Source organism: Kribbella sp. NBC_00709, from assembly GCF_036226565.1.
Classification (GTDB): domain Bacteria; phylum Actinomycetota; class Actinomycetes; order Propionibacteriales; family Kribbellaceae; genus Kribbella.
The window spans coordinates 3,518,808-3,545,375 of sequence record NZ_CP108996.1 but is presented as its reverse complement, the minus strand read 5'-3'; the positions used below and the strand labels follow the sequence as shown (position 1 = coordinate 3,545,375).

22 protein-coding genes are annotated in these 26,568 nt (G+C 68.3%); 12 read left to right on the top strand and 10 right to left on the bottom strand.

What is annotated here, in order from left to right:
• Positions 1-21: 21 nt before the first annotated feature.
• Genes OHA18_RS17520 through ssd form a run of 3 tightly spaced genes read right to left on the bottom strand, consistent with a single transcriptional unit; the run spans position 22 to position 3,181 of the window.
• A complete protein-coding gene (locus tag OHA18_RS17520) occupies positions 22-927 on the bottom strand; it encodes a type II secretion system F family protein (RefSeq protein WP_329005176.1) in 906 nt (301 codons plus the stop codon).
• Positions 924-2,108, bottom strand: coding sequence for a TadA family conjugal transfer-associated ATPase (locus OHA18_RS17515; RefSeq protein ID WP_329005175.1), 1,185 nt, complete (start codon positions 2,106-2,108; stop codon positions 924-926). The genes OHA18_RS17520 and OHA18_RS17515 overlap by 4 nt, the downstream gene beginning before the upstream one ends.
• Positions 2,105-3,181: a septum site-determining protein Ssd gene (ssd, locus tag OHA18_RS17510; protein ID WP_329005174.1), complete on the bottom strand. Its 1,077-nt coding sequence runs from the start codon at positions 3,179-3,181 to the stop codon at positions 2,105-2,107. The genes OHA18_RS17515 and ssd overlap by 4 nt, the downstream gene beginning before the upstream one ends.
• A gap of 205 nt (positions 3,182-3,386) precedes the next feature.
• Here ssd and OHA18_RS17505 point away from each other — a divergent pair, with 205 nt between their 5' ends.
• Both OHA18_RS17505 and OHA18_RS17500 read left to right on the top strand, forming a co-directional pair.
• Positions 3,387-5,126, top strand: coding sequence for a glycosyl hydrolase family 18 protein (locus OHA18_RS17505; protein WP_329005173.1), 1,740 nt, complete (start codon positions 3,387-3,389; stop codon positions 5,124-5,126).
• Positions 5,127-5,154: 28 nt separating this feature from the next.
• Positions 5,155-6,696 (top strand): glycoside hydrolase family 18 protein, encoded by a 1,542-nt coding sequence (locus OHA18_RS17500; RefSeq protein ID WP_329005172.1) that lies wholly within the window; start codon positions 5,155-5,157, stop codon positions 6,694-6,696.
• 35 nt (positions 6,697-6,731) lie between these two features.
• On the opposite strand, the gene OHA18_RS17495 is transcribed toward OHA18_RS17500, so the two are convergent.
• Together OHA18_RS17495 and OHA18_RS17490 are read right to left on the bottom strand one after the other, a co-directional pair.
• Positions 6,732-7,517 carry a hypothetical protein gene (locus tag OHA18_RS17495; RefSeq protein WP_329005171.1) on the bottom strand — a complete coding sequence of 262 codons (786 nt, stop codon included), beginning with the start codon at positions 7,515-7,517 and terminating at the stop codon, positions 6,732-6,734.
• An 88-nt stretch (positions 7,518-7,605) separates the two neighbouring features.
• A complete protein-coding gene (locus OHA18_RS17490) occupies positions 7,606-8,493 on the bottom strand; it encodes a LysR family transcriptional regulator (RefSeq protein WP_329005170.1) in 888 nt (295 codons plus the stop codon).
• A 71-nt stretch (positions 8,494-8,564) separates the two neighbouring features.
• Between OHA18_RS17490 and OHA18_RS17485 the strand changes: the two genes are divergently transcribed.
• Both OHA18_RS17485 and OHA18_RS17480 read left to right on the top strand, forming a co-directional pair.
• Positions 8,565-9,770, top strand: a complete 1,206-nt coding sequence (locus OHA18_RS17485; protein ID WP_329005169.1) for an MFS transporter — start codon at positions 8,565-8,567, stop codon at positions 9,768-9,770.
• Positions 9,771-9,774: 4 nt separating this feature from the next.
• Positions 9,775-10,224, top strand: coding sequence for an aminoacyl-tRNA deacylase (locus OHA18_RS17480; RefSeq protein WP_329005168.1), 450 nt, complete (start codon positions 9,775-9,777; stop codon positions 10,222-10,224).
• Here the strand turns inward: OHA18_RS17480 and OHA18_RS17475 are convergent.
• Both OHA18_RS17475 and OHA18_RS17470 read right to left on the bottom strand, forming a co-directional pair.
• Positions 10,221-11,129, bottom strand: a complete 909-nt coding sequence (locus tag OHA18_RS17475; RefSeq protein WP_329005167.1) for a helix-turn-helix domain-containing protein — start codon at positions 11,127-11,129, stop codon at positions 10,221-10,223. The genes OHA18_RS17480 and OHA18_RS17475 overlap by 4 nt on opposite strands.
• Positions 11,130-11,131: 2 nt before the next feature.
• Complete coding sequence (locus tag OHA18_RS17470; RefSeq protein WP_329005166.1) at positions 11,132-12,811, bottom strand: chitinase; 1,680 nt, start codon at positions 12,809-12,811, stop codon at positions 11,132-11,134.
• Between the two features lie 403 nt (positions 12,812-13,214).
• Between OHA18_RS17470 and OHA18_RS17465 the strand changes: the two genes are divergently transcribed.
• Positions 13,215-14,021, top strand: a complete 807-nt coding sequence (locus tag OHA18_RS17465; protein ID WP_329005165.1) for an HAD family hydrolase — start codon at positions 13,215-13,217, stop codon at positions 14,019-14,021.
• 265 nt (positions 14,022-14,286) lie between these two features.
• Here OHA18_RS17465 and OHA18_RS17460 read toward each other — a convergent pair whose 3' ends face one another.
• A complete protein-coding gene (locus OHA18_RS17460) occupies positions 14,287-15,060 on the bottom strand; it encodes a cell filamentation protein Fic (RefSeq protein ID WP_329005164.1) in 774 nt (257 codons plus the stop codon).
• 24 nt (positions 15,061-15,084) lie between these two features.
• On the opposite strand from OHA18_RS17460, the gene OHA18_RS17455 reads away from it, so the two are divergent.
• From OHA18_RS17455 to OHA18_RS17440, 4 genes are all read left to right on the top strand, one after another.
• Positions 15,085-17,307 carry a bifunctional glycosyltransferase/CDP-glycerol:glycerophosphate glycerophosphotransferase gene (locus OHA18_RS17455; RefSeq protein WP_329005163.1) on the top strand — a complete coding sequence of 741 codons (2,223 nt, stop codon included), beginning with the start codon at positions 15,085-15,087 and terminating at the stop codon, positions 17,305-17,307.
• Positions 17,308-17,425: 118 nt separating this feature from the next.
• The gene (argS, locus tag OHA18_RS17450) at positions 17,426-19,108 is read left to right on the top strand and encodes an arginine--tRNA ligase (RefSeq protein ID WP_329005162.1); all 1,683 of its coding nucleotides are present in this window, start codon (positions 17,426-17,428) and stop codon (positions 19,106-19,108) included.
• A 16-nt stretch (positions 19,109-19,124) separates the two neighbouring features.
• Positions 19,125-20,156, top strand: coding sequence for an alpha/beta hydrolase-fold protein (locus tag OHA18_RS17445; RefSeq protein WP_329005161.1), 1,032 nt, complete (start codon positions 19,125-19,127; stop codon positions 20,154-20,156).
• A gap of 37 nt (positions 20,157-20,193) precedes the next feature.
• On the top strand, positions 20,194-21,165 hold the full coding sequence (locus tag OHA18_RS17440; RefSeq protein WP_329005160.1) for a GNAT family N-acetyltransferase: 972 nt from the start codon (positions 20,194-20,196) through the stop codon (positions 21,163-21,165).
• Here the strand turns inward: OHA18_RS17440 and OHA18_RS17435 are convergent.
• A complete protein-coding gene (locus OHA18_RS17435) occupies positions 21,140-22,531 on the bottom strand; it encodes an FAD-binding oxidoreductase (RefSeq protein ID WP_329005159.1) in 1,392 nt (463 codons plus the stop codon). The two genes, OHA18_RS17440 and OHA18_RS17435, sit on opposite strands and share 26 nt — an antisense overlap.
• 154 nt (positions 22,532-22,685) lie before the next feature.
• Here OHA18_RS17435 and OHA18_RS17430 point away from each other — a divergent pair, with 154 nt between their 5' ends.
• Positions 22,686-23,891 (top strand): DUF2786 domain-containing protein, encoded by a 1,206-nt coding sequence (locus OHA18_RS17430; RefSeq protein WP_329005158.1) that lies wholly within the window; start codon positions 22,686-22,688, stop codon positions 23,889-23,891.
• On the top strand, positions 23,888-24,406 hold the full coding sequence (locus OHA18_RS17425; RefSeq protein ID WP_329005157.1) for a dTDP-4-dehydrorhamnose 3,5-epimerase family protein: 519 nt from the start codon (positions 23,888-23,890) through the stop codon (positions 24,404-24,406). Before OHA18_RS17430 ends, OHA18_RS17425 begins: the two co-directional genes overlap by 4 nt.
• On the opposite strand, the gene OHA18_RS17420 is transcribed toward OHA18_RS17425, so the two are convergent.
• A complete protein-coding gene (locus OHA18_RS17420) occupies positions 24,366-24,965 on the bottom strand; it encodes a TetR/AcrR family transcriptional regulator (protein WP_329005156.1) in 600 nt (199 codons plus the stop codon). The two genes, OHA18_RS17425 and OHA18_RS17420, sit on opposite strands and share 41 nt — an antisense overlap.
• Positions 24,966-25,088: 123 nt before the next feature.
• Between OHA18_RS17420 and OHA18_RS17415 the strand changes: the two genes are divergently transcribed.
• A complete protein-coding gene (locus tag OHA18_RS17415) occupies positions 25,089-26,567 on the top strand; it encodes an MFS transporter (protein ID WP_329005155.1) in 1,479 nt (492 codons plus the stop codon).
• Position 26,568 lies beyond the last annotated feature (1 nt).

Genomic DNA, 26,568 nt, shown 5'->3' with positions numbered 1-26,568 from the left:
GCGAAGGCGTGGGGCATGGCGTCAGGTTGGGTGGGCGGAGAGGCGGGTGGTCCAGTGGAGGCCTAGGGCGGTGAGAGTCAGGCCGGTTGTTAGGCAGAGCCAGCCGGGTGGGGTGGTGGTCAGGAAGGTGAGGGGGTGGGCGCCTAGTGAGTAGCCGAGGGCTATGCCGAAGACGGGGAGGATGGCGAGGATCCGGGCGGTGGAGCGGGCACCGGCGAGGCTGGATTCGGTCTGGCGGTGGATGGCTTCGTCGGCTCGGAGGGAGTTGGCGAGGCGGTCGACGAGGGCTGCGAAGGCGGCGCCGGATTCTTCGGTGACGCGCCAGGCGGCGGCCAGGGCTCGGAGGCTGGTTGCGCCCGGATTGGTTGATGCTCGGATCAGGGCGGTGGGTACGTCGGCGCCGAGCTTGGCGGCGGCGTGGGCTACTTCGAGGTCGGGGCTGATGGAGGCTGCGCCTTCGAGGGCGGCGATTGGTGGGCGGCCGGCGGAGAGGTCGGCGGCCAGGACGTCGAGGGCCTCGATGAGGTTGGTGCGGCGGGCGGCGGTGGATCTCTGGCGCTGGCGTTGGGTTCGTTGGTTGGCGATGAGGGTCAGTACGGCGGCGATCGCGAAGGTTGAGACGAGGGCCTGAGGGCCGAGGACCGCTGTGGCTAGGGCGAGTGGAAGGGTTAGTAGGCCGGCGCGGGTCAGTCGCGCTCGGAGCTGGCGGCGGGTTGGGGGGCTGTCGGCGAGTTGTCCGTCGGTGAGTTGCGCGTCGGTGAGTTGCGCGATCGGGAGTTGCGCGGTGGCGGTTCGTGGGCCGGTGGGTGATGGGCGCGAGCGCTTGCTGGGTTGGGTTTGTAGGCGATGCAGGGGTGCGGCGGGGCGTGGGAGCGCGAGGGTGCAGGTGACGAGAGTCAGGAGGGCTGCGAGGAAGGCTGGTCTCATGCGGCACCGGCCGTGGAGGTAGGCGCGGGGGCGGGGTTGGTGAAGAGGTGGGCGGGTGGGTGGAGGGTGAGGGTGTTGTTGGGGTGGAAGGTGACCGCCGGCTGGGTGGTCAGGGTGCCTTGGCGGTTGTGGGTGAAGGTGTGGATTTCGGTGATGCGGCGATGGCCTGCGGGGGTTCGGGTCAGGTGGACCACAGCGTGGAGGGCGGAGGCGATCTGACTGTGGATGGCTTCTCGGGTGAGGCCGGCCAGGGCACCTAGAGCTTCTAGGCGGGCGAGGACGTCTGCGGCGGAGTTGGCGTGGATGGTGCCGCAGCCGCCTTCGTGGCCGGTGTTCAACGCGATCAGGAGATCGACTACTTCAGGGCCTCGGACCTCGCCTACTACCAGGCGGTCTGGGCGCATGCGGAGTGCTTGGCGGACAAGGTCTCGGAGGGAGATTTCGCCTGTTCCTTCTACGTTGGGTGGGCGGGCTTCGAGGCGTACGACGTGTGGGTGGTCGGGGCGGAGTTCGCTGGCGTCTTCTACTAGGACCAGGCGTTCGGATGGGGATGCCAGCGAGAGCAGGGAGTTGAGCAGGGTGGTCTTGCCGGTGCCGGTGCCGCCGCTGATGAGGAATGCGAGGCGGGAGTCCAGGAGGTCGCGAAGGACGGCAGCACCGGCCTGTGGAAGTGCGCCGGTTGCGACGAGGTCGTCGAGGGTGAAGACCTTGCGGGAGGGGACGCGGAGGGACAGGCAAGTGCCGGGTGCCGCGATCGGGGCGAGGATGGCGTGGAAGCGGGTGCCGTCGGAGAGGCGGACGTCGACGTACGGCGTGGAGTCGTCGAGGCGGCGGCCTGCCGCGGCTGCGAGGCGTGTGGCGAGGCGTCGGATGGCGGCCTCGTCACCCGTGCGGATGGCGACGAACTCGAGGCCGCGGCCGCGGTCGATGTAGACCTCGTCGGGGCCGTTCACGAGGATGTCGGTCACGCCGGGCTCGGCGAGGAGGCTGTCGAGCGGGCCGGCGCCGAGGGCCTCGCGGCGGAGGGCGGTCACGACCGCTAGGACCATGGCGTCACCACAGATGGTGCCGTCGGCGCGGAGTGCTGCGGCGACGTGAACAGGAGTCGGCTCGGCGCCGGTCAAGGCGAGGGCGCCCCGGACGCGGTCGAGCAACTGCGTGGGGACGTCGGTGGTGGTCATGCGGTGGCTGGGGTTGTGAGGTTGAAGAGGTTGAGGAGGGTGGTGGCGGCTCGGGTCAGGGGGCTTCGGGAGGTGGGGGTGAAGTGGCCTTGGTCCATGGCGGTGGGGAGGGTTCGGTCGATGCCGAGTTTGCTTGCTAAGGGCAATGAGAGGTGATGGGAGACGTCGGTGGGTGAGAGGCCGGGGCGGGAGGCGCGGGCTACTACGCGGAGGTCGCCGGCGACGGATCGGAGTGGGCCGGAGAGGCGTTTGGCGGCGGCGACCGAGCGGACGTCGCAGGGGACGACGAGGAGGGTGGCGGTGGAGCGGATGAAGCCTTCCTCGACGGTGGGATCAGCGCGGCGAGGTAGGTCGAGGACGACCAAGTCATTGCTGCGTTGCGCGGCGCCGATGACCGAGCTCATGGTGTCTGGTGGCAGCACGGTGACGTCGGACTGGTCCCACGACAGGACGGCCAGGCCGTCGACGGATGGCAATGCTGAGCGGAGAGCGGCGGCGCTGACACGGCCGGCCGCGTTGAGGAGTTTGGGCCAACGGTCGCCAGGGTCGCGTTCGATGCCAAGGGCAAGCTCGATGCCGCCGCCGAGCGGATCGCCGTCGACAAGCATCGTCCGGAACCCACGTCGATTGCCGAAGACCGCCACAGCAGCGGCGAGTGTGGTGGCTCCCGCTCCCCCGCAGCCGCCGACGAAGGCGAGGGTGACGGCCGTGCGACTGACACCATCCAGGGCATCGGCTAGTTTGCCGGCGAGCAACGACTCGTCGTCGGGCAACCGGCAGACGACATCGGCGCCGACGTCGAAGGCGCAGCGGTAGAGATCGTCGCCGTCGAGCGCCGAGCCGACCACGACGACTCCTGGACGGTGAGCGGGCTGAAGACGGGCCAGTGGCTCGGCCAGATCGCGGCCGACCACGACCAACGAGCAGGTGTGCCAGTTGCGCCGGAGGCCGTGCAGGTCGGGCTCGACCAGAGGCGTGAGCGACGCGGCAGCGGCCAGCCGGAGGAGATCGTCGAGCAGGGCTTCGTTGGTAGTTGCCATGAGCACCGAAGTGGTCGGTGAGTTTGTGTCCATGCCTAGAACATGCCGTGATTCGGCCTGTTCCGCGGACCCGAACGAATTCCCTGTGGACAAAGCGTTGTCGGGTTTCCGTCAGCAGCGGGAACCCGCCACGACGAGCCCGCGACCAACCCGCCATGAACGGTTACGGTTCCTTTCGAAGCGTCTTTAACTAAATTTCACCGGACCGCTTCCGTCCCATCGCTCCGGAGGATCTCTGATGAGTCGATTACGCCTGCTCGCCGCCACCTCAGCCGTCGCGGCCACCGCCCTGCTCACCGCCGCCGGCGTCTCCCTCGCCGGCCCGGACGCCGCCACCACCGCCAGCGCCGCCACCACGGCCCAGGCGAGCAGCGGTGGCGTCAAGACGGCGTACTTCACCCAGTGGGGTATCTACGCCAACGCCTTCTATCCAAAGAACCTGATCACCACCGGCGCGGCCGCCAAGCTGGACTTCCTGAACTACGCCTTCGCGAACATCGATCCGGCCAACCACACCTGCTTCATGGCCAACAAGGCCGCGTCGCAGGACGAGAACAACCCGAACGCCGGTGACGGCGCCGGTGACGCGTTCGCCGACTACGGCAAGTCGTACGGCGCGGACATCAGCGTCGACGGGGTCGGGGACGTGTGGAACCAGCCGATCCAGGGGAACTTCAACCAGCTCAAGAAGCTGAAGGCGAAGTACCCGAACCTGAAGATCCTGATCTCGATCGGCGGCTGGACGTACTCGAAGTACTTCTCCGACGCCGCCTCGACCGACGCCAAGCGCAAGGCCCTCGTCAGCTCCTGCGTGAACATGTTCCTCAAGGGCGACCTGCCGGTCATCGACGGCTTCGGCGGCGCCGGTTCGGCGGCCGGGATCTTCGACGGTGTCGACATCGACTGGGAGTACCCGGGCTCGCCGAACGGTCACGTCGGCAACCACTACAGCGCTGCCGACAAGCAGAACTTCACCTTGCTGCTGGCCGAGTTCCGCGCCCAGCTCGATGCGTACGGCAGCCAGACCGGCAAGCGGTACTACCTGACCGCCGCGACACCGGCCGGCCAGGACAAGATCGCCACGATCGAGACCAACAAGATCGGGCAGTACCTGGACTACAACAACGTGATGACGTACGACATGCACGGCGGCTGGGAGGCCACCGGGCCGACCAACTTCCAGGACCCGCTCTACACAGCGCCGAACGACCCCAGTAACCCGATCCCACCAGGTCAGGGCAAGTACTCGGTCGACTCCGCGGTGAAGGCGTGGACGACGGGCGACTCGGCGTACGGCATCCCTGGCGGGTTCCCGGCGAACAAGCTGAGCATCGGATATCCCTTCTACTACAGGGGATGGAAGGGTGTGCCGGCCACAGCCAACGGCAAGTACCAGACCGCGACCGGACCGGCCGACGGACATGCACTGAGCGGCAACGTGCCAGGTGTCTCGTTCTACAAGGAGCTCACCGGCTTCGTCGACAACCCGTCGAGCACGTACTTCGACGACGCCACGAAGTCGTCGTGGTTCTACAGCAACGGCACGTTCTGGTCCGGTGACAACGCTCAGTCGATCAAGGCCAAGGCCGACTACCAGCACTGCAACGGGCTGGCCGGCGCGATGATGTACTCCCTCGAGGCACTCGACCCCGGCGTCACCCTCTTCAACAACGTGGTCGACGCGGTCAACGCCGACACCGCCGGCTGCAGCGGCCCCCCGACGACACCGCCCACCACGCCGCCGACCACACCTCCCACAACACCGCCCACGACTCCCCCGACCACGCCGCCCACCACGCCGCCCACCACGCCGCCGACAACGCCGCCCACATCGGCCACTCCGTGGGCGCCGAACACGACGTACGCGACAGGTGCGCTGGTGACCTACAACGGCGTCACCTACAAGTGCATCCAGGGCCACACTTCCCTGACCGGCTGGGAGCCACCGAACGTCCCCGCACTCTGGGGCCAGGTCTGATCACGTACCGCCCACTGATCGGAGCATCATGAAACGCATCTCTCTGGCGATAGCGGCCATCGCGGCCGTCGTCATCGCTCTGCTGACCGCACAGGCGGCCAGCGCGGCAGGAGTCTCTGCCACCTTCACCAAAGTGTCCGACTGGGGCACCGGCTTCGAGGGCAAGGTGACCGTCACCAACGGCACCACCAGCTCTCTCAGCACCTGGTCGGTCGCGCTGGACTTCCCGTCCGGCTATACCGTCACCAGCACGTGGGACGCCAACCACACCAGCAATGGACAGACGCACACGTTCACCCCACCGAGCTGGGCTGGACCGCTCGCACCTGGCGCGACGGTCAGCTTCGGCTTCAACGGCAGCCCGGGCAACTTCGCCGGACTCGCCGCCTGCCGACTGAACGGCGGCTCGTGCTCGGGCGGCGGGGGCGGCACTGCCCCTGGCGCACCTACAGGCCTGTCCGGTACGGCGTCAGGTACGTCGGTGAACCTGTCCTGGTCCGCGGCATCGGGCGCCACCAGCTACAACGTCTACCGCAACGGCAGCAAGGTGGGCTCGCCCAGCGGCACGTCCTACACGGACTCCGGCCTCAGCGCCAACACGTCGTACTCGTACCAGGTGAGTGCGTCCAACAGCGCCGGTGAAGGACCGATGAGCAGCAGCGTCTCGGTCACGACCGGCACCGGTGGCGGGAACACGGGTACCAAGCAGGCCGCGCCGTACCTGTACATGGGCTGGGGAGACCCACCGAGCCCGGCGACCGTCATGAACGCGACCGGGATCAAGTGGTTCACCATGGCCTTCGTCCTGTCGGGCGGCGGCTGCAGCCCGGCCTGGGACAGCACCCGGCCTCTGCAAGGCGGTGCGGACGCCAACGCGATCGCGGCGATCCGGGCAGCCGGCGGTGACGTCGTACCGTCGTTCGGCGGCTGGAGCGGCAACAAGCTCGGCCCGAACTGCAGCACGCCCGAGGCGCTGGCCGGCGCGTACCAGCAGGTCATCAACGCCTACAACCTGAAGGCGATCGACATCGACATCGAGAACTCCGACGAGTTCGAGAACGAGGCCGTCCAGGACCGGATCCTCAACGCGCTGAAGATCGTCAAGCAGAACAACCCCGGTATCCAGACCATCGTCACGTTCGGTACGTCGACCACCGGCCCGACGTACTACGGCAACCGGCTGATCGACCAGTCGAAGGCGCTCGGCGCGAACATCGACATCTTCACGCTGATGCCGTTCGACTTCGGCAGCTCGAACATCTACAACGACACGGTCGGCGCGTCCCAGGGCCTGAACAACAAGCTGAAGTCGACCTTCGGCTGGTCCACCGCGGAGGCGTACGCGCACCAGGGCATCTCCGGCATGAACGGTCTGTCCGACCAGCAGGAGATGACGTCGACCGCGACCTGGCAGAACATCACCAGCTGGGCCAAGAGCAACGGGCTCGGCCGGCTGGCGTTCTGGTCGGTGAACCGCGACCGCGGTTGTGCCGGCGGCGGTGTGGTCTCGAACTGCAGCGGCATCGCCCAGGGCGACTGGGACTTCACCCGCATCACCGCGGGTTTCTAGGTCAGGTACCGGCTGGGTGCGGCGATCAGCCGCACTCAGCCGGCCTTGATCGCGTCGATGATCAGGCTGTTGCGGGCGTTCTGCCCGAGCGGGACCGACGGATGCAGGCCGTCGCGGAGGTACCGGGCCAGGCGGTTCGGGCTGGAGGCCAGGTGCTCGGCCCAGTGCACGATCCGCAGGTTGTCGTGGCGGCGCTGGGCTTCGGCGAGCTGCAGGTTGATCCAGGCACTGTTGCGCTGGTCGGCAACCCTGATCTCCGGGATGAACGCGGTGCGGGCGGCCTGCACGTTGACCCAGTACACGGTCCGCTCCGGACCGGCGATCTGCATGGTCCGGTCGACCTGGGCGGCGACTGCCGGCGGCGTGAAGATGTCGTTGGAGCCGACCGACATCAGGATCCGGTGCGGCAGGCCGTAGTCCTGTGCCCAGGTGTCCAGCGCGTCGACCGCGGGCGTCACCGGGCGGCCGGCCCAGTTGTGCACGGCGGTCATGATGCCGAGCTTCGCCAACTGCCGGACCAGCGCCGGTCCGTCCTGGACGCCGATGCTGTCGCCGAACATGAAGACGCCGTCGTTCTCCCGGGTCCGGCGGATCTGCGCCTCGTTCGAGATCGCGCGTGCCTGCCGCGCCCAGGCGCCGAGCACACCGGAGCCGTAATTGCCCAGCGAGCCCAGTCCGGTCGCGGCGTCGGTCGCGGCTTGCGGTGAGCCCGGGACCGCCTCGGCCGCGGACGCCGCCGCAACCGTCGACGCAGCTGCCGCCGTCCCGGCTGCGAACAGCAGCCGGCGACTCGGCCGGAACGAACCCAGACGCTTCCTCACGCAGGAAAGGGTGCGTTGGAATGCCCTCTCACTGCAAGTCGACACCTGGAAAATTGGACGAACGCTACGGAAGTCACTGTCACGGCAGTCAGCTGGACGTGACCGGCCGGGATCGGACGAACGTCCGGAAACGCTCCGCCGCGGGCGTCAACGGCGTACTCAACCGCCATGACATCCCGATCTCACGCCGCGCGTGTACGCCGGCCAACGGTACGGAGACCGCGCCGCTGTCGTTCCCGCGCACGGCACCCGCCGGCAGGATCGCCACACCGAGACCCGCGCCGACCAGGCTGTCGATCGTGGCGAGGTCGGTCGCCCGGAACGCCAACCGCGGGGTGAATCCCGCCGCTTGGCACAGCCGATCCGTCACCCGCTGGAAGCCGAAGCCGGGCTGGAGCGCGACGAACGGCTCGTCTCGTACCTCCTCCAGCTCGACTCGATGCCGAGAAGCCAGGGCGTGCCCGGGCGGCACGTGCAGACACAGCCTCTGCCGCTCGAGGAGATGCCAGCCGAAGCGGGAGGGGTCCGGCCGGGGTGCGATGATCGCGATCTCGGCCTCACCGGTCTCGAGGTCCTGGACGATGTCGTGCGCCGGCTCCTGCCGCAGCGCGAACCCGATGTTCGGCGCGTCCGCACGGAAGGCCTTCAGCAGGTCAGGCATCAGACTGGTCGCGACCGAGTGCAGGAAGGCCAGCCGCACGGTGCCGGACTCCGGGTCCACCAGCGCATCTATCCGCCGCCGAGCGGTGTCGACCGCCGTCGTCGAGGCCCGTGCGGCCTCCAGTACAAGCCGGCCGTACGGATTCAGCCGCACCCCGCGGCGCTCCCGCTCGAACAACGCCACCCCGAAAGCGCGCTCGACCCGCTGCAGCGACCGGGACAGATTCGGCTGGCTGGTCCCCAGTGCAGCGGCGGCCTCGGTCAGGTGCTCGGTCTCCGCGAGTACGGCGAACCACCGCAGATCCTCGACATGCATACTGAAAGCGTATCGATTTCTGCTGGGATTGACATTTTACGTATCGCACAAGCCGTGCGACCGTCGAAGTCATGCACCAGTCCGTCGCTCGCCAGACCGGGTACCTGCCCGGAGACCCGGAATACCGCAAGCTCTCGGTCGCGCTGTTCGCGGCTGGACTGGCCACGTTCGCTCTCCTCTACAGCACGCAGCCGTTGCTGCCCGAGCTCGTCGACGCCTTCCACGTCTCCCCCAGCCAGAGTGCGTTCAGCGTGTCGTTCGCCACGTTCGGCCTGGGTCTCGCGCTCCTGGTCGCCGGTCCGGCGTCTGAAGTACTCGGGCGGACCAATCTGATGCGCTGGTCGGTCGCAGCGACCACCGCGTTCGCGCTGCTCAGCGCGTTCGCTCCGACGTGGCACACGCTGCTGGCACTACGAGGTCTGCAGGGAGTCGCGATGGCCGGCCTGCCGGCGGTCGCGATGGCCTATCTGCGCGAGGAGGTGCACCAGGACAGCCACGCGCGAGCCAGCGGCCTCTACATCGCTGGTACGGCGGTTGGCGGGATGGCCGGACGCCTCATCGCGGGCGGGTTGTCGGACCTCGGCGGCTGGCGGTTCGCGACCGGTGGGATCGCCGCGGTCGGCGTACTGTGCGCAGCGGTCGTCTGGCTGCTCCTCCCGGCGTCGCGGAACTTCCGCCCCAGCCCCGCGCGGCCGGACAGCCGGGTACTCCGTGATCCTGCGCTGCTCGCGCTCTATGGCATCGCCGCAACGGCGGTGGGGGCATTTGTCGCCGTCTACAACGGAGCGGTCTTCCGGCTGTCCGGCTCGCCGTACCAACTGAGTGCCGGAGCGGCGGGGCTGGTCTTCTGTGTCTATCTGCTCGGGTCGGCGGGTTCAGCGACGGCAGGAACGCTCGCGGACCGCTACGGCAGGCGGACCGTGGTCCCGGTTGGGTGCCTGATCACGCTGGCCGGGGTGGCGATCACGCTGGCCGCTCCGCTGCCGCTCATCGTGCTCGGGCTGGCTGTCATGACAGCGGGGTTCTTCGCCGTGCACGGCGTGGCCAGTGGATGGGTGCCGGCACGAGCGCATGCGAGTGGAGTCGGGACCGGGCAGGCGTCGAGCATGTACCTCTTCTCCTTCTACCTGGGGTCCTCGGTGTTCGGAGGACTCGCAGGTACGGCGTGGAGCCGCTACGGGTGGATCGGTGTCGCAGGAGAGGCTGCCGCGCTGTTCGTCGTGACGTTCATCCTGGCGATCTTGCTCAAGAACGTGCCCAGCAAGGTGCCAAACTAGCCGGGTGACGAAGGCGACGGATGCGGCTGACCAGTTGGGGCTCACCTACGATGTGACCAGGCACGGCCGGGTGAACTCGTTGGAGGAGGCTGCGGCGGCGCGGGGTATCGAGCCGGCACGGCTGATCAAGACGATCGTGGTGCGGTTGTCCGATGACGACTACCGGTTCGTGCTGGTGCCGGGCGACCGCGAGATCGCATGGCCCAAGCTGCGGGCTCTGCTCGGCGTGAACCGGATCTCGATGCCGGACAAGGACACCGCGTTCGACGTCACCGGTTACGTCCGCGGCACGATCACACCGCTCGGCAGCACACACGCCTGGCCGGTGATCGCAGACGAGCGGATCACCGGCACGATCTCCATCGGCGGTGGGGACCACGGCGTCGGCATCACCGTGGACGCCCAGGCGCTTGCCAAGGCTCTGAACGCAACGGTGGCCGACGTCACCGACTAGACGAGCAGTCCGCGTTGGCCGGCGCGCAGTCCGGCCTGGAAGCGGGTAGTGGCGTCGAGGGCCTTCAGGATGCGTTGCATTCGGCGTTCTACGGTTCGCTGAGCCACTCCTAGACGGCGAGCAATGGCTTGGTCTGTCAGACCGGCTGCGGCCAGCGACAGCAGCTGCCGGTCCTCCGGCGACAGCGGACCCTCGGAGACAGCCGGGGTGAGTGGACTCGCCTGCTGCCAGAGGAGATCGAAGAGCCGGAGCAGGGCATCGAGGAGACTTGACGGCCCAAGCTCTACGACAACATCCAAGGCAGTCGGCAGCAGGGCAGTCCGGCGGTCGACGACGATCAGCTTGAGCGGGACGTCGCGCAACATCCGGCAGCAGCCCGCCGATCGAGCTGCGACCAGGTCGCCAGGCTCCGACAACGACGCCATGTCGTAGATCGTCCGGTACGTCACACCATGCGCCCGACGAGGCTCCACGGCGTACGGCATCCGGTCGAGCACGAGTACCTCGTCCTGCGCGCACTGCTGCGCCTGGTAGAACCGCTGCGCGATCGCCTCGGCGCCCCGGATGGCCGTGAACGCATCCGGTTGCCGAAACTCGGCGGTCAGCACCGAAGCACCCAGCCGGGCCTCGACGATCGCGGCCTGCTTCCGGAGCGCGAGTAACTCGACCGCAGCCTCCGGTACTGCGGGTAGGTAGCGGGCCGGTCGGCCTGGCGTACGCGACGCCAGGCCGAGCGACAGCAGGGACCGGAGGTGACGGCCGACCCGGTTGGCGGGCCAGTCGACGAACGCGGTCAGGTCAGTGGCAGTGGACTCCGGGCGGGCCAGAAGCGCCCGGTAGAGCTGCTCGTCCTCCGAGCAGACACCGAGCGCCTCCAGCACGGGAGCCGGTCGATAGCTGTGCATGATCAGGGCAGCGAGTGCACGTGGCCGCCGACCTGGTTCGCGAACTGGTTGCCGTTCGACGCGTCCCAGTTGGTCGACCAGGTCATCGCTCCACGCAGCGACGGCCACGGGGAACTCGGCCGGTAGTTGCCGCAGCCGGTGCCCCTGGTGAGACAGTCCAGCGCGTTGTTGACGACCGTCGGCGAGACGTACCCGCTACCGGCCGCCTGCGACGACGCCGGCAGTCCCAGACCGACCTGGTCGGGACGCAGCCCGCCCTGCAGCATGATGCAGGCCTGAGCGGTGATGAAGTCCACCGAGCCCTGCGAGTACACCTGTCCGTCGCAGCCGTTCATCGAGCCGGAGTTGTAGTACTGCACGTTGACGATGGTCAGGATGTCCTTGATCGCCAGCGCGAGCTTGAAGTACTCGAACGACGTGCTCTGCATGTCGATCGTCTGCGGCGCCATGGTGATCACCAGCCCGCTGCCGAACTGACTCTGCAGGCTCCGCAATGCCTGACCCATGTACTGCGAGTTGACGCCGTTCTCCAGGTCGATGTCGATCCCGTCGAACCCGTACTCGCGCAGCACCGACAGCGCGCTGGAAGCGAAGTTGGCCGCGGCTGTCGGGTCCGCCACCGAGATGGTGCCGTTCTGACCACCGATGGACAGGATGACCTTCTTGCCGGCCGCCTGCTTCGCCGCGATGTCGGCCTTGAACTGCGCGACCGTGTAACCGCCCAGCCCTGCACTGTCCAGGTTGAACGTGATGCCACCCGGCCGCGATGCGTCGGCGTCCGCGAACGCCACGGCGATCAGGTCGTACGCCGCAGGTACGTCGGAGATCGTCTGCACGGTCGCGCCGTTGTTGAAGTTCTGCCAGTACCCGGTGAGCACATGTGCGGGCAGGCTGCCGACAGGCGGGTTGGTGCCACCCTCCGACGTGGTGCCCGACACCGCAGCGCCGTACGGCGAGCAGTTGCCGCTCGGATCGCACGCCCGCACCTTGAAGGAGTACGTCGTCGACGCGGTGAGTCCGGTCGCAGTCCAGCTCGTGACGTTGCCGACGCTCTGTGCGGCGGCGGTCCCACGGACCACGTCGTAGTGGTCGATGCCGTTCGCGTCGGACGCGGCGGACCAGTTCAGCTTCAGCGAGCTCGAGGTCGGACTGCCGACCACCAGACCACCGGGAGTCGACGGCGGCGTCGTGTCCTGGGTCCCACCTGGGCCGTCCAGTACGACGTCGTCGGCCTGGTACGCCGGAAGCGCGTACCAACTGTGGACGTAGATCGTCACCGACGTCGCCGAAGCGCCCGTGGTGAACGGCACGGTCAGCTGGCTCCAACCGGAACTGGTTGTCCACGTACTGAGACCGCCATCCACGCCGAGGTAGACATTCGATCCCTTGACCCACGCCGACAGCGTGTACGCCGTATTGGGCTGGACCGCTATCGACTGTGAGCACTGGGCGATGTCACTCCCGCTCGGAGTCGCCTGGAGGGCGTACGTGCCGGAGTGCGGCGCCGACGTCGTGACGCCGCCGGCCGGACAGGACCAGCCGGACAGGGAGCCGGACTCGAAGCCGGCGTTCGTGACGAGATTGGTCGCCGCGGACGCGGCGCCGGGGGCCAGGAAGGCCATGAGTACGGCGAGCAGGCTGATGACGACCGCTGCCTGGGGGCGGTACGCAGGCGGTTTCATGTTCTACAACCTGTGACCGAGCAATTACATTGTCAAGACCCTACATAAAATGAGAACGCTCCCACGCGCAGAAAAGCGAGAATCTTTACCAGTACTTGGCGAAGGGTAGAAAGGCGACGGCCCCCGGCGGGGGGGTGACCGGGGGCCGTCTTCGGCCACGGGCTCGGGGGGAGGAGCCGGGGGCCGTTCAGGAGGCGACAGTCTGCCACTGTCAGGAAGTATGTACCCCCCAAATCCGGGCCTCACACATCTCAGTTCGATTTCAACTGATCTGCTGCCGCCCGGCGCTGATCGCACCCGGACGGGCACTTTCAGCCAGTGTCACTGTCACACTGATCACCAGTCTAACGGGATACCGGCCCAGGCAAAAGCCCGGGTCCCTCGGCGTTTCTCCTCAGCTCCTATGCTCGGTCCCATGGAGCACCCTGGGACGGGCCGTTCGGCCGCTTTCTTCGATCTGGACAAGACCATTCTGGCGCGCTCCAGCACCCTCGCGTTCTCGCGGCCGTTCTACGCCGGCGGGCTGATCAACCGCCGAACCGTGCTGCGCAGCGCCTACGCCCAGTTCGTCTACCTGCTCGGTGGCGCCGACCACGACCAGATGGAGCGGATGCGCGAGTACATCTCCGCGATGTGCACCGGCTGGGACGTCGCGACGGTCAAGGCGATCGTCGCCGACACCCTGGACCACATCGTCCGGCCGATGATCCACACCGAGGCCGTCGAGCTGATCGCGCAGCACCACGCGGCCGGCCGGGACGTGGTGATCGTGTCGTCGTCCGGTGTCGAGGTGGTCGAGCCGATCGGCACGATGCTCGGCGCCGACAAGGTGATCGCCACCCGGATGGTCGTTGCCGACGGCAAGTACACCGGCGAGATCGCCCAGTATGCGTACGGTCCGCACAAGGTGACCGCGATCGAGGCCCTGGCCGCAGCCGAGGGTTATGACCTCGCGACTTCCTACGGTTACTCGGATTCGATCACCGACGAGCCGTTGCTGGCCGCGGTCGGGCACCCGTTCGCGGTCAACCCGGACAAGGCGTTGCGCCGGATCGCGGTCGAGCGCGGCTGGCCGGTGCTGGAGTTCGCCGAGCCACAACAGCCGCACCGCAACGTCGTACGACGACCCGCGGTAGCCGCCGGCGTGCTCGCGGCCGTTGCCGCCGGCGCACTGTTGCTGGCCTCCCGCCGGCGGTCCCGGATCGTCTGAAAGCTGAAGATAGCTTCATTGTTCTCAACTCCATGAAGACGCCGCATCCCCTTCACAGGAAGGGGTTTCAGGAGTACAAAGGAAGCACAAAGGACTTTCGGGTCCGGTAGAGATTGCACGGCAACCAGGCACCCACGCGGCGACCAGCCCATCCCAAACGGGCAGCGCGACCCAGGCCAGTCCTGTGGCGGCAAACCGGTGCACGCATGGTAACCAGGAGGTTGTGCCAGCGACGGCGTTCTCACTCGAGAACGCCGTTCGCATGTCAGGACACGAGTGGCGACAGCTCGGCACCTTTTGTCACGACCTCGCAGGACCGCAGCAACCAATCACGAACACCGGTCAGTCCTCGCGCTGCGTAGTCGGTCAGCCCGCTCACATACGACGCTTGCAACACATAGTGACCGCCTTCCGGCACCGTGACCGCGACCGGGTCGATGCCTCGGGCAACCAATAGGCAGCGTTCGGCGGCCCGGGCGACGAGGCCGTTGGCGGTCGGGAACGGCCGCAGCACGGCGAGCTCGGCATGCACGATCGCGGCCACGACCAGGCCGGGAGCCTTGGTCGGGCGGGTCAGGTTCTGCGCGAGAGCGCTCAACCGCTCCCACATCTCGTCCGCAGCGGGCGCCGGCGGCAGACCGGGAATGTCGTCCGGGATCGGCTCACCGGCGGTCCGCAGGTGGCCCAGCTCGGACGCCGGCCCCAGGTCCACGGCAGCCAACTGGTGCAGTCTGGTCCAGACCTGCACCGGCGCCTTGTCCAGCTGCGGCGCGAGCGCCATCAGCTCGCCGGTCAGCCGGACCGCGCCGGAGGCCAGTCCGTCGGCTGCGCCCCGGCGTACCTCGTCCGGCGTCGACGTACTGCCGGCGAGTGCGGCGGACGCGTGGGCGCCACGGAGCAGGGCCTCGGCGGTCATGTCCGAGCCGACCCGGCGCAGACCCCGGTCCCGGAGCAGTACGTCGACCGCGTCCCGGGCCGCCCGCGCCGCCGACCCGACCCCCTCCAGCCCGGCCAGTGGCTCGAACACGTCAGTACTCATACCTGCAGCCTAGGATGACGTCGTATGGCGCTAGGCACCGTCCCCAGGTTCAGCATTGTGGTCCCCTGCCATGCCTCGCGGGCCTGGCTGCGGCCGTGCCTGGACTCGGTGCTGAGCCAGTCGTTCACCGACTTCGAGGTGATCGGGGTCGACGACGCGGACCCGGACGGCTCCGGCCGGATCCTGGACGAGTACGCCGCCGCCGACCCGCGGGTCCGGGCGCTGCACCTGGACGAGAACATCGGCCTCGGCCTGACCCGGAACGCCGGGCTGAAGGAGTGCCGGGGCGAGTACGTGCTGTTCCTGGACGCCGACGACGTCTGGCTGCCGGGCTCGCTGGAGGCGATCGCCACCCGGATCGACGACACGAACCAGCCGGACATCGTGATGTTCGACTACGAGCGGATCTTCTGGGACGGGCGGGCGGTCGGCAGCCAGCGGCACGACGCGTTCGCGCGGGAGGGCGCCGGGGTGTTCACCGCGGCGGAGCGGCCGATCTTCCTGACCTTCCTCGAGGTGGTCTGGAACAAGGCATACCGGCGGGCGTTCCTCACCCGGCACGGGTTCGCGTTCACCTCCGGCTTCTACGAGGACGCACCGTGGACGTACTCGACGATGCTGACCGCCGAGCGGATCGCGACCCTGGACCGGATCGTCGTGCACTACCGGCAGCATCGGACCGGCGGCAACATCCACGCCACCAGCGGCCGCAAGCAGTGGGACATCTTCGACCAGTACGACCGGGTGCACGCGTTCATCCAGTCCGACCCGGAGCTGGCCGGCTGGCGCCGGTTCGCGTTCGACCGATCGCTGGACCACATCGTCGCCGTACTCGCGAAGCCCGAGCGGATCGACACCGACGACCGGGCCGACTTCTTCCACGCGGCCCATGCGTTCGCGAAGCGCTGGAAGCCCGAGGGCTACACCGCGGACCGGACCGCGCGCGGCTTCAAGCGCTGGCTGCTGATCCACGACGACTACGCGACCTACTCGACGCTCAAGCTCAGCGCCCGGATGTTGCACGTCCACAGCCCGCGCAAGCGGGTCGGCCAGATACTCCGCCGCGCCAAGCTCGACCCGAACCTCGCCGCGTACACGGCGTACTGGTTCAAGCAGTACGCCTGCAACCCGCGGGCGATCTACGAGAAGGCGGCCGAGCTGGCGCCGCACCTGCGCGGGGTCTGGGTGGTCGACAACGATCACCTGAGCGCGATCCCGGAGGGCGTCGAGTACGTCGTCGCGGACTCCCCGGCGTACCAGAAGCTGCTCAGCAAGGCGAAGTACTTCGTCAGCAACATGAACTGGCCGAAGGACCTGGACAAGCGCGAGGGTCAGGTCCACCTGCAGACCCAGCACGGTACGCCGCTGAAGACAATGGGCACCGACCTGCGCAACTTCCCGCAGGCCGGCGAGGGCCTGGACCTCGAGGAACTGATGCGCGAGGTCGACCGCTGGGACTTCAACCTGTCCTCGAACCGGTACTCCTCGGAGATCTGGGAGCGCACCTACCCGGCGTACTTCGAGGAGCTCGAGTACGGCTACCCGCGCAACGACCGGCTGCTCACCGCGACCCTCGACGAGGTCCGGGCGATCCGCGCCGGCTTCGGGTACGACGACTCGCACCTGGTGATCCTCTACGCGCCGACCTTCCGCGACGGGATCGACTCGGTCCGCCTGCCGACCGGGCTGATGGACCTCGGCGGGACCGGCCTCCGGCTCGACCCGGACCAGCTGGCCGACGCGGCCGGCGAGCGCGGCCGGGTGCTGGTGCGGACGCACTATTCGTTGTCGACGGCACCGGAATCGCACTCCGGCAAGGTCCTCGACGTGTCCCGGCACCCGCGGGTCGAGGACCTGATGCTGGCGGCCGACGTCCTGGTCTCGGACTACTCGTCGATCACCTTCGACTACGCGAACCTCGACCGGCCGATCATGCTGCACGTCGAGGACCAGGGTTTCTACAACGACCGGCGCGGGACGTACTTCGACGTCACCGAATTCCCGCCCGGAGTGGTGGCGCGGTCGGCGGACGAGCTGTTCGCCGCGTTGCGGAACGGCACGTTCGCCACTCCCGAAGCGGCCAAGCACCGGCACCTCTATCGCGAGAAGTTCTGCGAGTTCGACGACGGGCAGGCGGCCGAGCGCGTCGTACGGCGGGTGTTCCTCGGCGAGACCGACGTACCGGCGATCGTGCCGTTGGCCGACCGGTCACCGGCGCCGTCGGCGTACTTCGTGCATAATGGCTGACATGTCGATCAGCCTGAAGCCCTCCCACGCCCTGCGCGTGAGCTTCGGCCTGCGACGACGACGCACTGTCTGAACACCCCAGCCTGTTCCAGTCGCGTCTCCCTTTGAAGGACCTCTCATGTCCGCTGTTCTGCCTGTCCTTGCCACCAGACTGTCCGCTGCCGCCGCAGCCGCCTTCGGCACGCCGTACGACCCGGAGCTGAGAGCGGCGACCAAGTCCGAGTTCGGCCACTACCAGAGCAATCTGGCCCTGCGGATCGGCAATGCGCTCAAGCTGCCGCCGCGGGAGGTCGCCGCACGTCTCGTCGAGGCCGCGGAACTCGACGACCTGTGCGAGAGACCGCAGATCGCCGGGCCGGGGTTCATCAATCTGACTCTGCTGCCGGAGACACTGGCCAAGGCCGTCAACGAGCCGGAAACCTTTACCAGCAACGGTCAACGGGTCGTGGTCGACTACTCCCAGCCGAACGTCGCGAAGCAGATGCACGTCGGCCATCTGCGGTCGACGGTGATCGGCGACGCGCTGTGCAAGGTGCTGAAGTACGTCGGGTACGACGTGATCCGGCAGAACCACGTCGGCGACTGGGGCACGCAGTACGGGATGATGATCGAGCAGCTGCTCGAGGAGGGTCTGGCCGCGGAATCCCTTGATCTGGAGGGATTGCAGCACCTGTACGAGCGCAGCCGGAAGCACTTCGATGCCGATGGCAACTTCGCCGACAAGGCCAGGCTGCGGGTCGTCAAGCTGCAGTCCGGTGATCCGGAGACGCTGGCGAGCTGGCAACACATGGTCGACGTCTCCCTGGACGACTTCGAGAAGGTCTATGCCCTGCTCGGCTCCGCGCTGGAACGGGAGGACGTCGTCGGCGAGAGCGCCTACAACGACGACCTGCCGCAGATCGTCGCCGAGCTCGACCACAAGGGTCTCCTGACCGAGTCCGATGGCGCGATGTGCGCTTTCCTCCCCGGATTCCTGGGCCGGGACGGCAGTCCGCTTCCGGTCATCGTCCGGAAGTCCGACGGTGGATTCGGCTACAGCGCAACGGACCTGGCCGCAGTACGGCATCGGGTGAGCACCCTGCACGCCGACCGGATCGTGTACGTCGTGGACCATCGGCAGGCACTGCACTTCGACATGATCTTCACCTTGGCGCGGACGGCCGGCTGGTTGCCGGCGACCACGCCCGCGGAGCACGTCTCGTTCGGCACCGTCCTCGGACCGAACGGAAAGCCCTTCAAAACAAGGGCGGGCGGCACGGTGAAGCTGGTTGATCTGCTCGACAGCGCAGTCGCCCGGGCTGACTCACTGCTGGAAGGCCGGGAGGGTGTCGACCGGGCCGCGACCGCACGGGCAGTGGGCATCGGTGCCGTCAAGTACGCCGACCTGTCGAGCGACCGGGGTAACGACTACGTGTTCGATCTGGACCGGATGGTCGCGATGACCGGCAACACCGGACCGTACCTCCAGTACGCGCACGCCCGGCTCACCAGGCTCCTCTCCAAGGCCGGCGCGTCGACAGAGGTCACCGAGCTCAAGGACCCGGCCGAGCAACGGCTCGCGCTCCTGCTGACCGGCTTCGCCGCCACTGTCACCCAGGTCGCCGACACGCTCCAGCCGCACCGGCTCTGCACCTATCTGTACGACGTCGCGTCCGCCCTCTCGACCTTCTACGAGCAGTGCCCGGTTCTCGGCAGTGAAGGCGCTACCAGAGCAAGCCGGATCGCCCTCTGCTCCGCAACCCGCAACGTGTTGCAGGATGGACTCGGCCTGCTCGGTATCGAGGCCCCTGACGCGATGTGACTCACTGGAGGTACGGATGCTGCCGTGGTCGGCCGAACTCAACGGACGCTTGGACCAACTGACGTTCACGAGCGAACTGCTGCGCGGCAACCCGCTCGGCGATCCGCACGAGCGCCCGGTGCTGGTCTACCTGCCACCGGGGTACGACGAGTCGGAGGACCGCTACCCGTCCATCTACGTGACGATGGGGTACACCGGTCACGTCGGGATGTGGTTCAACCGGACGCCGTTCCGCCAGCCGTACCCGGAGTTGCTGGACGCGATGTTCGCGGACGAGAGCGTGCCGCGGGCAGTAGTAGTGTTCGTCGACTCGTGGACGAAGTACGGCGGCAGCCAGTGCCTCGACTCGCCCGGGACCGGGCAGTACCAGTCGTACCTGTGCGACGAGATCGTGCCGTGGGTCGACGCCACGTACCGGACTGTCGCCGACCGCGACCACCGCGCCGTCACCGGCAAGTCGAGTGGCGGCTACACCGCGATGGTGACGCCGTTGCTGCGGCCGGACGTGTTCGGGGCGCTGGCGACGCACGCCGGTGACGCGCTCTTCGACGTGTGCTACCGGCCGGAGTTCCCAGAGCGCGCGCGGACGCTGCGGGACAAGTACGACAGCAGCTACGAGAAGTACTTCGAGACGCTCGCGACCCGGACCGGCCGTACGACGAACGAGGACCTGCACCTGCTCGAGATGTACGGCTACGCGTCGGCGTACTCGGCGGAGCCCGACGGCACCGTCCTGCTGCCGTTCGACGACCTAGGGTCGGTCGTCCCGGAGGTCTGGGCCCGCTGGCTGTCCCGCGACCCGGTCGAGATGGTGAAGGAGCCGCAGTACGCCGACGCGCTGCGCTCGCTGCGCGCGGTGTGGATCGACGCGGGCCGACAGGACGAGTACTACCTCGATCTCGGCGCGACCGCGTTCCACCGGGCCGCGCAGCAGGCCGGTGTGCCGGATGAGCGGATGCACTTCGAGCTGTTCGAAGGCACCCACGGCGGGATCGAGTACCGCTACCCGATGGCGGTGCGCTGGCTGGCCGAGCAGTTGGCTAATTGACGTGCCCGCACCGGGCGAACCCCGGTACCTTCGTGCCATGAATTGGCCGGAGGGGATCGAGACGCGTCCGATCGACAAGGGCGACGTCGAGGCGTGGGCGGAGCTGGTCGCCGCCAAGGAGCAGGTCGACGAGGACGGTGAGAACTACAGCGCCGAGGACCTCGCCGAGCACCTGGAACTCCCGCACCTCGACCTGCCCCGGGACACCATCGGCCTGTGGTCCGGCGACCGGATGGTGGGCTACGGCATCGCCCACGTGAAGTCCGCTGTCGTGGACGTGGACCGGGTCAACGTCGAGGGGACCATTCACCCGGAGTGGCGCCGGCGGGGCCTGGGCACGACGCTGATGAGCTGGCTGATCCAGCGCGCCGGCGAACTGCACACCGCCAAGCACCCGGAGTCCCCCGGTCAGGTCGGCGTCGGCGCGAGCAGCACCAACGAAGGCGCGGACCGGTTGCTGCGCGGTCTCGGCTTCGAGGAGGAGCGCTACTTCTTCGACATGCGCCGGCCGCTCGACCAGCCGGTCCCAGCTGCACCGGTGGCCGACGGGCTCCAGCTCAGGTCGTACGACACGTCCTACGAGGATGCGTTGCGGCAGGCCCACTTCGAGGCCTTCTCCGACCACTGGGGCTGGACGCCGCCCACCACGGAGGCGTGGCGGGCCCGGAACGTCGGATCACGGGCGTTCCGCGGCCAGCAGTCGTACTACGTCCTGGACGGCGACACCGTCGCGGCGTACGCCAATGGCTACGAGTGGGAAGCCGACACCGAGGCGACCGGGGTCCGGGAGCTGTACATCGGCCAGGTCGGCACCCGTCGGGCCTACCGTGGCCGCGGACTGGCCCGAGCGGCCCTGGCGAAGGTGCTCGCCAAGGCCGCAGAGGCCGGGTACCAGCGGGTCGCGCTCGGCGTCGACGCCGACAACCCGACCGGAGCCCTCGGACTGTACGAGGGCCTCGGCTTCGTCACTCACAAGAAGTTCATCAGCTACCAACTGCCGCTGGGTTGATGTTCTGGTTCCGGTGGAACACGTTGTCCGGGTCGTACTTCCGCTTCAGTTCCACCAGCCGCTCGAACTTGTCGCCGTACGCCGCCCGGATCCGCGCCTCGTCCACGTCGGCCATACCGTTCACGTAGCTGCCGATGTTGACCGCGTGCGGCTGGATGGCGTCCCAGAACCCCCGGACCCAGGCACGCTCCGGCTCCAGGGCTTCCAGGACCGGCGTGGTCGCGATCACGAACATCGCATAGCGCTCGGTCCGCTGCCCGCCGAACGCGGTGGCGTCGTCCGCGGCCTCGAGATAGCCGTGGTCGAGGTGATAGATCATCGCGGCCGACATCGGCGACGTCTTCTGCGCCACCTGGCTGGTGTAGACGTCGATCGCAGCGTCGGACAGCGTCTCGAGGTACGCGCCCTTCTCGTAGTGGTACATGCCCGGGCCGTTCGCCTCGTCGAGCAGTTGCTGTACGGCGACGTACGGCATCGGAGTGACCAGCTCGAACAGCGGCGGCAGCGCCCCGTGCAGCCGCTGCATCGCCTCGGCGTGCTGCTCCGGCGAACCGAAGCCGACCGCCACCAGAGCGACGCCGGGCTTGAAGTGGTGCTCCGCCGGGACGAACGGCGCCGGCGGCGCGTTGATGGCGGCGATCACCACGTTGACCTCGCGCGGCAGCGCCGGGATCACGTCCCGGGCCGCCCGGAGCAGCTCGGCGGCCTGGTCCTGGCCCCAGAACGCCAGGCCGAGGTTCACGACCGGCCCGGCCTGGTGCAGCCGGAACTCGAACTCGGTGACCACGCCGAAGTTGCCGCCACCGCCACGCACGGCCCAGAACAGGTCGGGGTACTCGTCCTCGGCGGCGCGCAGGATGCTGCCGTCCGCGGTGACGAGCTGGACCGACTCCAGGTTGTCGATGGTGAGCCCGTGCATCCGGGTCAGCCAGCCCATGCCGCCGCCGAGCGTCAGCCCGCCGACGCCGGTGTGACCGATCAGTCCGGCCGGTACGGCGAGACCGTGCTCCTGGGTCGCGCCGTCCAGATCCCGCAACAGCGCACCGCCGCCGACGCGGGCGCGCCGTGCCTCCGGATCGACCGTGACCTGGTTCAGCCGGCTCAGGTCGATCATCAGTCCGCCGTCCACCGACGACAGACCGCCGATGCTGTGTCCACCGCCGCGCACGGCGATCTCCAGTCCCTCCGCCACCGCGTACCGAACGGCAGCCTGGACGTCCTCGGCCGACTGAATCTGGGCGATCACCGCCGGCTCCCGGACGTGCTCGGCGTTCCACAGCCGGCGCGCCGCGTCGTACCCGTCGTCCTCCGGTGCGAACACGGACCCGCTCACGGCCGTGCGCAGTTCCCCCACAGTCTGCGTCATTCCAGTCCCCTCCCCGATGTGTTGCCGCCAGGCTAGGTGCCCGGCTCCGCTGCGTCAGCGTCCTTTCGGGCAGCCTGCAGAATCGTGCGGGTTGTCCACAAGGGGAACGATTCCCGTTTGGGCAGGAACTTCGGTGGGTGTCAGACTCGACGGCGTGAGTGACGAGGAAATCCTGCGATTGTTACCGATCACGGCTGCTGTCGTGGCGGTGCGCGACGATCGCGCCGACGAGCACCTGGCCCGCCTGGGTGCGTACGACGAGCGCGACCAGGCGCAGGTGGACCGCTGCGTGCAGGCGTTCCTCACCGGACTGCTCCGCACCACCTGGGAGCGTGGTTGGGCGCCCGCAGACGTCGTCCAGCACGGACGTCGCAGTCTGGACGCCGGCGTCGAGCCGTTGCTGCTGGCCGCGATCGCAGCAGAGCACAAGGGCTATCGGGCGACCACCATCGACCCGCGCTGGCTCGAGCAGCTGACCGACCTCGGCGTGCCGCAGCCTTTCACCGGGCTGAGCCTGACCGCGTGGGCCGCCGGCGCCCGCATCGGCCGCTACCTCACCTTGCACCACGCCCTCTCCCTGGCCGGTTTCCTCCAGACGCTGCCGGTCCTGGCCCGGATCTTTCCTCTGCCCGGTTCGCCGGTCCGCCGCGACCAACGCGTCGTACCGGCGAACGGGAAGATGCTGGCGCGGATCCGCGCCCTGCTGGCGAAGGCGGAGGCGACGGAGTTCCCGGACGAGGCGGAAGCCCTGTCCGGCAAGGCGCAGGAGTTGATGGCGAAGTTCTCGCTGGACAGTGCGCTGGTGGAGGCCGAGGTCGAGATCCCGGACGACTCCGCGGCCCGGCGATTGTGGGTCGAGACGCCGTACGTCTCGGCGAAGGCGCAGCTGGTCGGCGCGGTCGCCGCGGCGAACCGGTGTCGCACGGTCGTGATCGAGGACCTCGCCGTCGTCACCGTCGTCGGCGCGGAGGTCGATCTGCAGCACACCGAGATCCTCAGCACGTCGCTGCTGGTGCAGGCAAACCGGGCAATGCTTGCCGCCGGCAAGCACATCGGGCATCGCGGCGAGTCCAGGACGCGCTCGTTCCGGCAGTCGTTCCTGATGGCTTATGCGCAACGGATCGGCGAGCGGCTGGAGCAGACCACCGCCGCGACCCAGGCCGCCGTGCCCGAAGCCGAAGCGGGTCGCCTGCTGCCGGTGCTGGCCAAGCGGGAGGAGCACGTGGACGCGTTGTTCGCGCAACTGTTCCCGAACACGACGACCCGGCGGACGCGCATCACCAACGGCGCCGGATGGCACGCGGGCCTGACGGCCGCCGACCAGGCCCAGCTCGACGCCCGCCGGCAGGTGCGCCGGTGAAGGTCGAAGAGACCACGATCCCCGGCGTACTGCGAATCGCACTGGACGTGAAGCCCAATGACGACGGCTGGTTCAAGGAGAACTTCCACCGCGAGAAGCTGGCCGCGCTCGGGATGGACGTCGTCCAGCACAACGTCGCGTACTTCGCCGAGGCCGGGATCGTCCGCGGTATCCACGCCGAGCCGTGGGACAAGTACCTGTCGCCGTCGTCCGGCCGGGTGTTCGCGGCGATCGTCGACCTTCGGCAGACCGAGTCCTTCGGGCGGATGGAGACCTTCGAGTTCGGGCCGGAACAGGCGCTGTACGTACCGCGCGGAGTCGGGAACTCGTTCTGCACGCTGACGACGCACACGACGTACAACTTCCTGGTGAACGAGCACTGGTCGCCCGAGCGGGTCGCCGTGGATCTCTTCGACCCGGAGCTGGCGATCGAGTGGCCGGTCCGAGAGCTCAGGTACACCGAGCGGGACGCGGCTAACCCTTCGCTGGAGCAGCTGAGGCAGCAGCGGGCCTGAGTCCGCACAGCACGATGTCGAGCAGCCGGTTCGCCTGCTCGGGCTCGATGTCGCGGCCCATGTTGATGCCGCCGACCAGCCTCATCACATCTGCCAGCTCGAGCTCCTGCCGGACCTCGCCGGCCGCTTTCGCCTTGTCCAGCAGGAGTTTACCGGCATCCTGCACATTGACCTTGCAGGCCTGGAAGAACGGCGAATCTTTGCCTAGAGCAACCGTTAGCTCGCCGGCCAGGGTGCCTTTCGACAGCCCGTAGCCGAGGAAACTGCGCAACCAGGCGGCCAGCGCCTCGAACGGCTCCAGCTCCCGGTCGAACTCGTACGCCCGGTCACAGACGGACTGTATCTCCTCGACGTAGACCGCCTCGAGCAGCGCGGTCCGGCTCGGGAACCGGCGGTACAGCGTGCCGATGCCGACACCGGCACGGCGGGCGATCTCCTCCAGCGAGGTGTCGGTGCCGTGCTCGGCGAACGTCTCGCGGGCGGCCGTCACCAGGCGGTCGTAGTTCCGCGCCGCGTCCGCACGGGTCGGCCGCGCGCACGGCAGGGGTTGCGGCGCCATCCAACCTCCTCGCACGGGTTCGCTCACAATATCGCTTGCAAAGCGGAGGAGGCCTCCGTATCGTATCCGGAGGAGCGCTCCGCTTCCTCTCATAACTGTAGCCCCACTGGGGTAAGGAGCAATATGTCGGCAACAGCCGCGGCGCCGGCCGGCGCCAATTCCGGCACGCCCGCTCGGCGGCCGGGGGTAGTTCTCGCAGTCATCCTGGTCACCCAGTTGATGGTGATCCTCGACGGCACCGTGGTGAACATCGCGATGCCGCACATCCAGCACGCCCTGCACTTCAGCCCGTCCAGCCTGTCGTGGGTGCAGAACGCCTACGCCCTCGCGTTCGGCGGTCTGCTTCTGCTCGGCGCACGCGCCGGGGATCTGCTCGGCCGTCGCCGGGTGTTCATCACCGGTATCAGTGTCTTCACGCTCGCCTCGCTGCTCGGCGGTCTCGCGCCGAGCGCGGAGCTCCTGCTCGCTGCCCGCGTACTGCAAGGCATCGGTGGCGCCATCGCCGCGCCGGCCGCGCTGACCCTGCTCATGCTCACGTACCGCGAAGGTCCGGAGCGGATGAAGGCGCTCGGCTACTACAGCCTGGTCTCGTCCGGTGGCGGCAGTGTCGGTCTGGTGCTCGGCGGCATGCTGACGGAATGGGCGTCCTGGCGCTGGGGCCTGTTCGTGAACGTCCCGATCGGTATCGCGCTGGTCTTCGCCGCACGACGGGTGCTGACCGAGACCGAGCCGGAGACCGGCCGGTTCGACGTGGCCGGTGCGCTCACGTCGACGCTCGGCATCACGTCGCTCGTCTACGGCTTCATCCGGGTCGCCGAGGCAGGCTGGACATCGGCCGAAGTACTGGCCTCGTTCGCGGTCGGTGTGGTGCTGCTGGTCTCGTTCGTGCTGATCGAGCGCCGGGTCAGTCACCCGATCGTGCCGCTGCGGCTGTTCCGGTCCGCGGCCCGGTCGACGTCGTACCTGACGATGCTGCTGGTCGTCGGGACCATGTTCGGGATGTTCTTCTTCCTGACCCAGTACCTGCAAGGCGTGCTCGAGCTCAGCCCGCTGGCCGCCGGCCTGGCCTTCCTGCCGATGACCGGTCTGCTGTTCACCTCGTCGCGCGTCGTACCGCGGCTGGTGGCCCGGGTCGACGGCGCGAAGCTGATGCTGGCCGGCTCGACGCTGGTCGCACTGGGCACGGTGTGGCTGACCCGGCTGGACGCGCACAGCACCTACCTGCACGACGTGGTCGGTCCGCTGCTGCTGTTCGGCGGCGGCGCCGGGATGATCTTCATCCCGCTGGTCGGCCGGTCCATCTCCGGTGTCGCACCGGAGGACTCGGGCGCCGCGTCCGGCATGCTGAACGTGGTTCAGCAGGTCGGCGGCGCACTCGGCCTGGGCATCCTGGTCACGATCTTCGGTACGGCGAGCCGCAACTCGACCTCGGTCGTTCCTCGTGAGGTCCTGGTCGACGGCGTCCACGCAGCCTTCATCGGCTCCCTGGTGTACGCCGTACTGAGCCTGACGATGATCGTGATCAGCGTCCGGCCCTGGACCTGGTTCCGCAGCACGCCCGAGCCGGTCGAAGCGCCGGTCGTCGTGGACTCACACGTCTGAG

Excerpts from the sequence above, each read along its gene's own strand:
- OHA18_RS17415 (WP_329005155.1), top strand. The coding sequence starts at position 25,089 with ATGTCGGCAACAGCCGCGGCGCCGGCCGGCGCCAATTCCGGCACGCCC.
- ssd (WP_329005174.1), bottom strand. The coding sequence starts at position 3,181 with ATGGACACAAACTCACCGACCACTTCGGTGCTCATGGCAACTACCAAC.
- OHA18_RS17475 (WP_329005167.1), bottom strand. The coding sequence starts at position 11,129 with ATGCACAGCTATCGACCGGCTCCCGTGCTGGAGGCGCTCGGTGTCTGC.
- OHA18_RS17520 (WP_329005176.1), bottom strand. The coding sequence starts at position 927 with ATGAGACCAGCCTTCCTCGCAGCCCTCCTGACTCTCGTCACCTGCACC.
- OHA18_RS17490 (WP_329005170.1), bottom strand. The coding sequence starts at position 8,493 with ATGCATGTCGAGGATCTGCGGTGGTTCGCCGTACTCGCGGAGACCGAG.
- OHA18_RS17515 (WP_329005175.1), bottom strand. The coding sequence starts at position 2,108 with ATGACCACCACCGACGTCCCCACGCAGTTGCTCGACCGCGTCCGGGGC.
- argS (WP_329005162.1), top strand. The coding sequence starts at position 17,426 with ATGTCCGCTGTTCTGCCTGTCCTTGCCACCAGACTGTCCGCTGCCGCC.
- OHA18_RS17465 (WP_329005165.1), top strand. The coding sequence starts at position 13,215 with ATGCTCGGTCCCATGGAGCACCCTGGGACGGGCCGTTCGGCCGCTTTC.
- OHA18_RS17435 (WP_329005159.1), bottom strand. The coding sequence starts at position 22,531 with ATGACGCAGACTGTGGGGGAACTGCGCACGGCCGTGAGCGGGTCCGTG.
- OHA18_RS17460 (WP_329005164.1), bottom strand. The coding sequence starts at position 15,060 with ATGAGTACTGACGTGTTCGAGCCACTGGCCGGGCTGGAGGGGGTCGGG.
- OHA18_RS17485 (WP_329005169.1), top strand. The coding sequence starts at position 8,565 with ATGCACCAGTCCGTCGCTCGCCAGACCGGGTACCTGCCCGGAGACCCG.
- OHA18_RS17470 (WP_329005166.1), bottom strand. The coding sequence starts at position 12,811 with ATGAAACCGCCTGCGTACCGCCCCCAGGCAGCGGTCGTCATCAGCCTG.
- OHA18_RS17500 (WP_329005172.1), top strand. The coding sequence starts at position 5,155 with ATGAAACGCATCTCTCTGGCGATAGCGGCCATCGCGGCCGTCGTCATC.
- OHA18_RS17505 (WP_329005173.1), top strand. The coding sequence starts at position 3,387 with ATGAGTCGATTACGCCTGCTCGCCGCCACCTCAGCCGTCGCGGCCACC.
- OHA18_RS17445 (WP_329005161.1), top strand. The coding sequence starts at position 19,125 with ATGCTGCCGTGGTCGGCCGAACTCAACGGACGCTTGGACCAACTGACG.
- OHA18_RS17440 (WP_329005160.1), top strand. The coding sequence starts at position 20,194 with ATGAATTGGCCGGAGGGGATCGAGACGCGTCCGATCGACAAGGGCGAC.
- OHA18_RS17420 (WP_329005156.1), bottom strand. The coding sequence starts at position 24,965 with ATGGCGCCGCAACCCCTGCCGTGCGCGCGGCCGACCCGTGCGGACGCG.
- OHA18_RS17455 (WP_329005163.1), top strand. The coding sequence starts at position 15,085 with ATGGCGCTAGGCACCGTCCCCAGGTTCAGCATTGTGGTCCCCTGCCAT.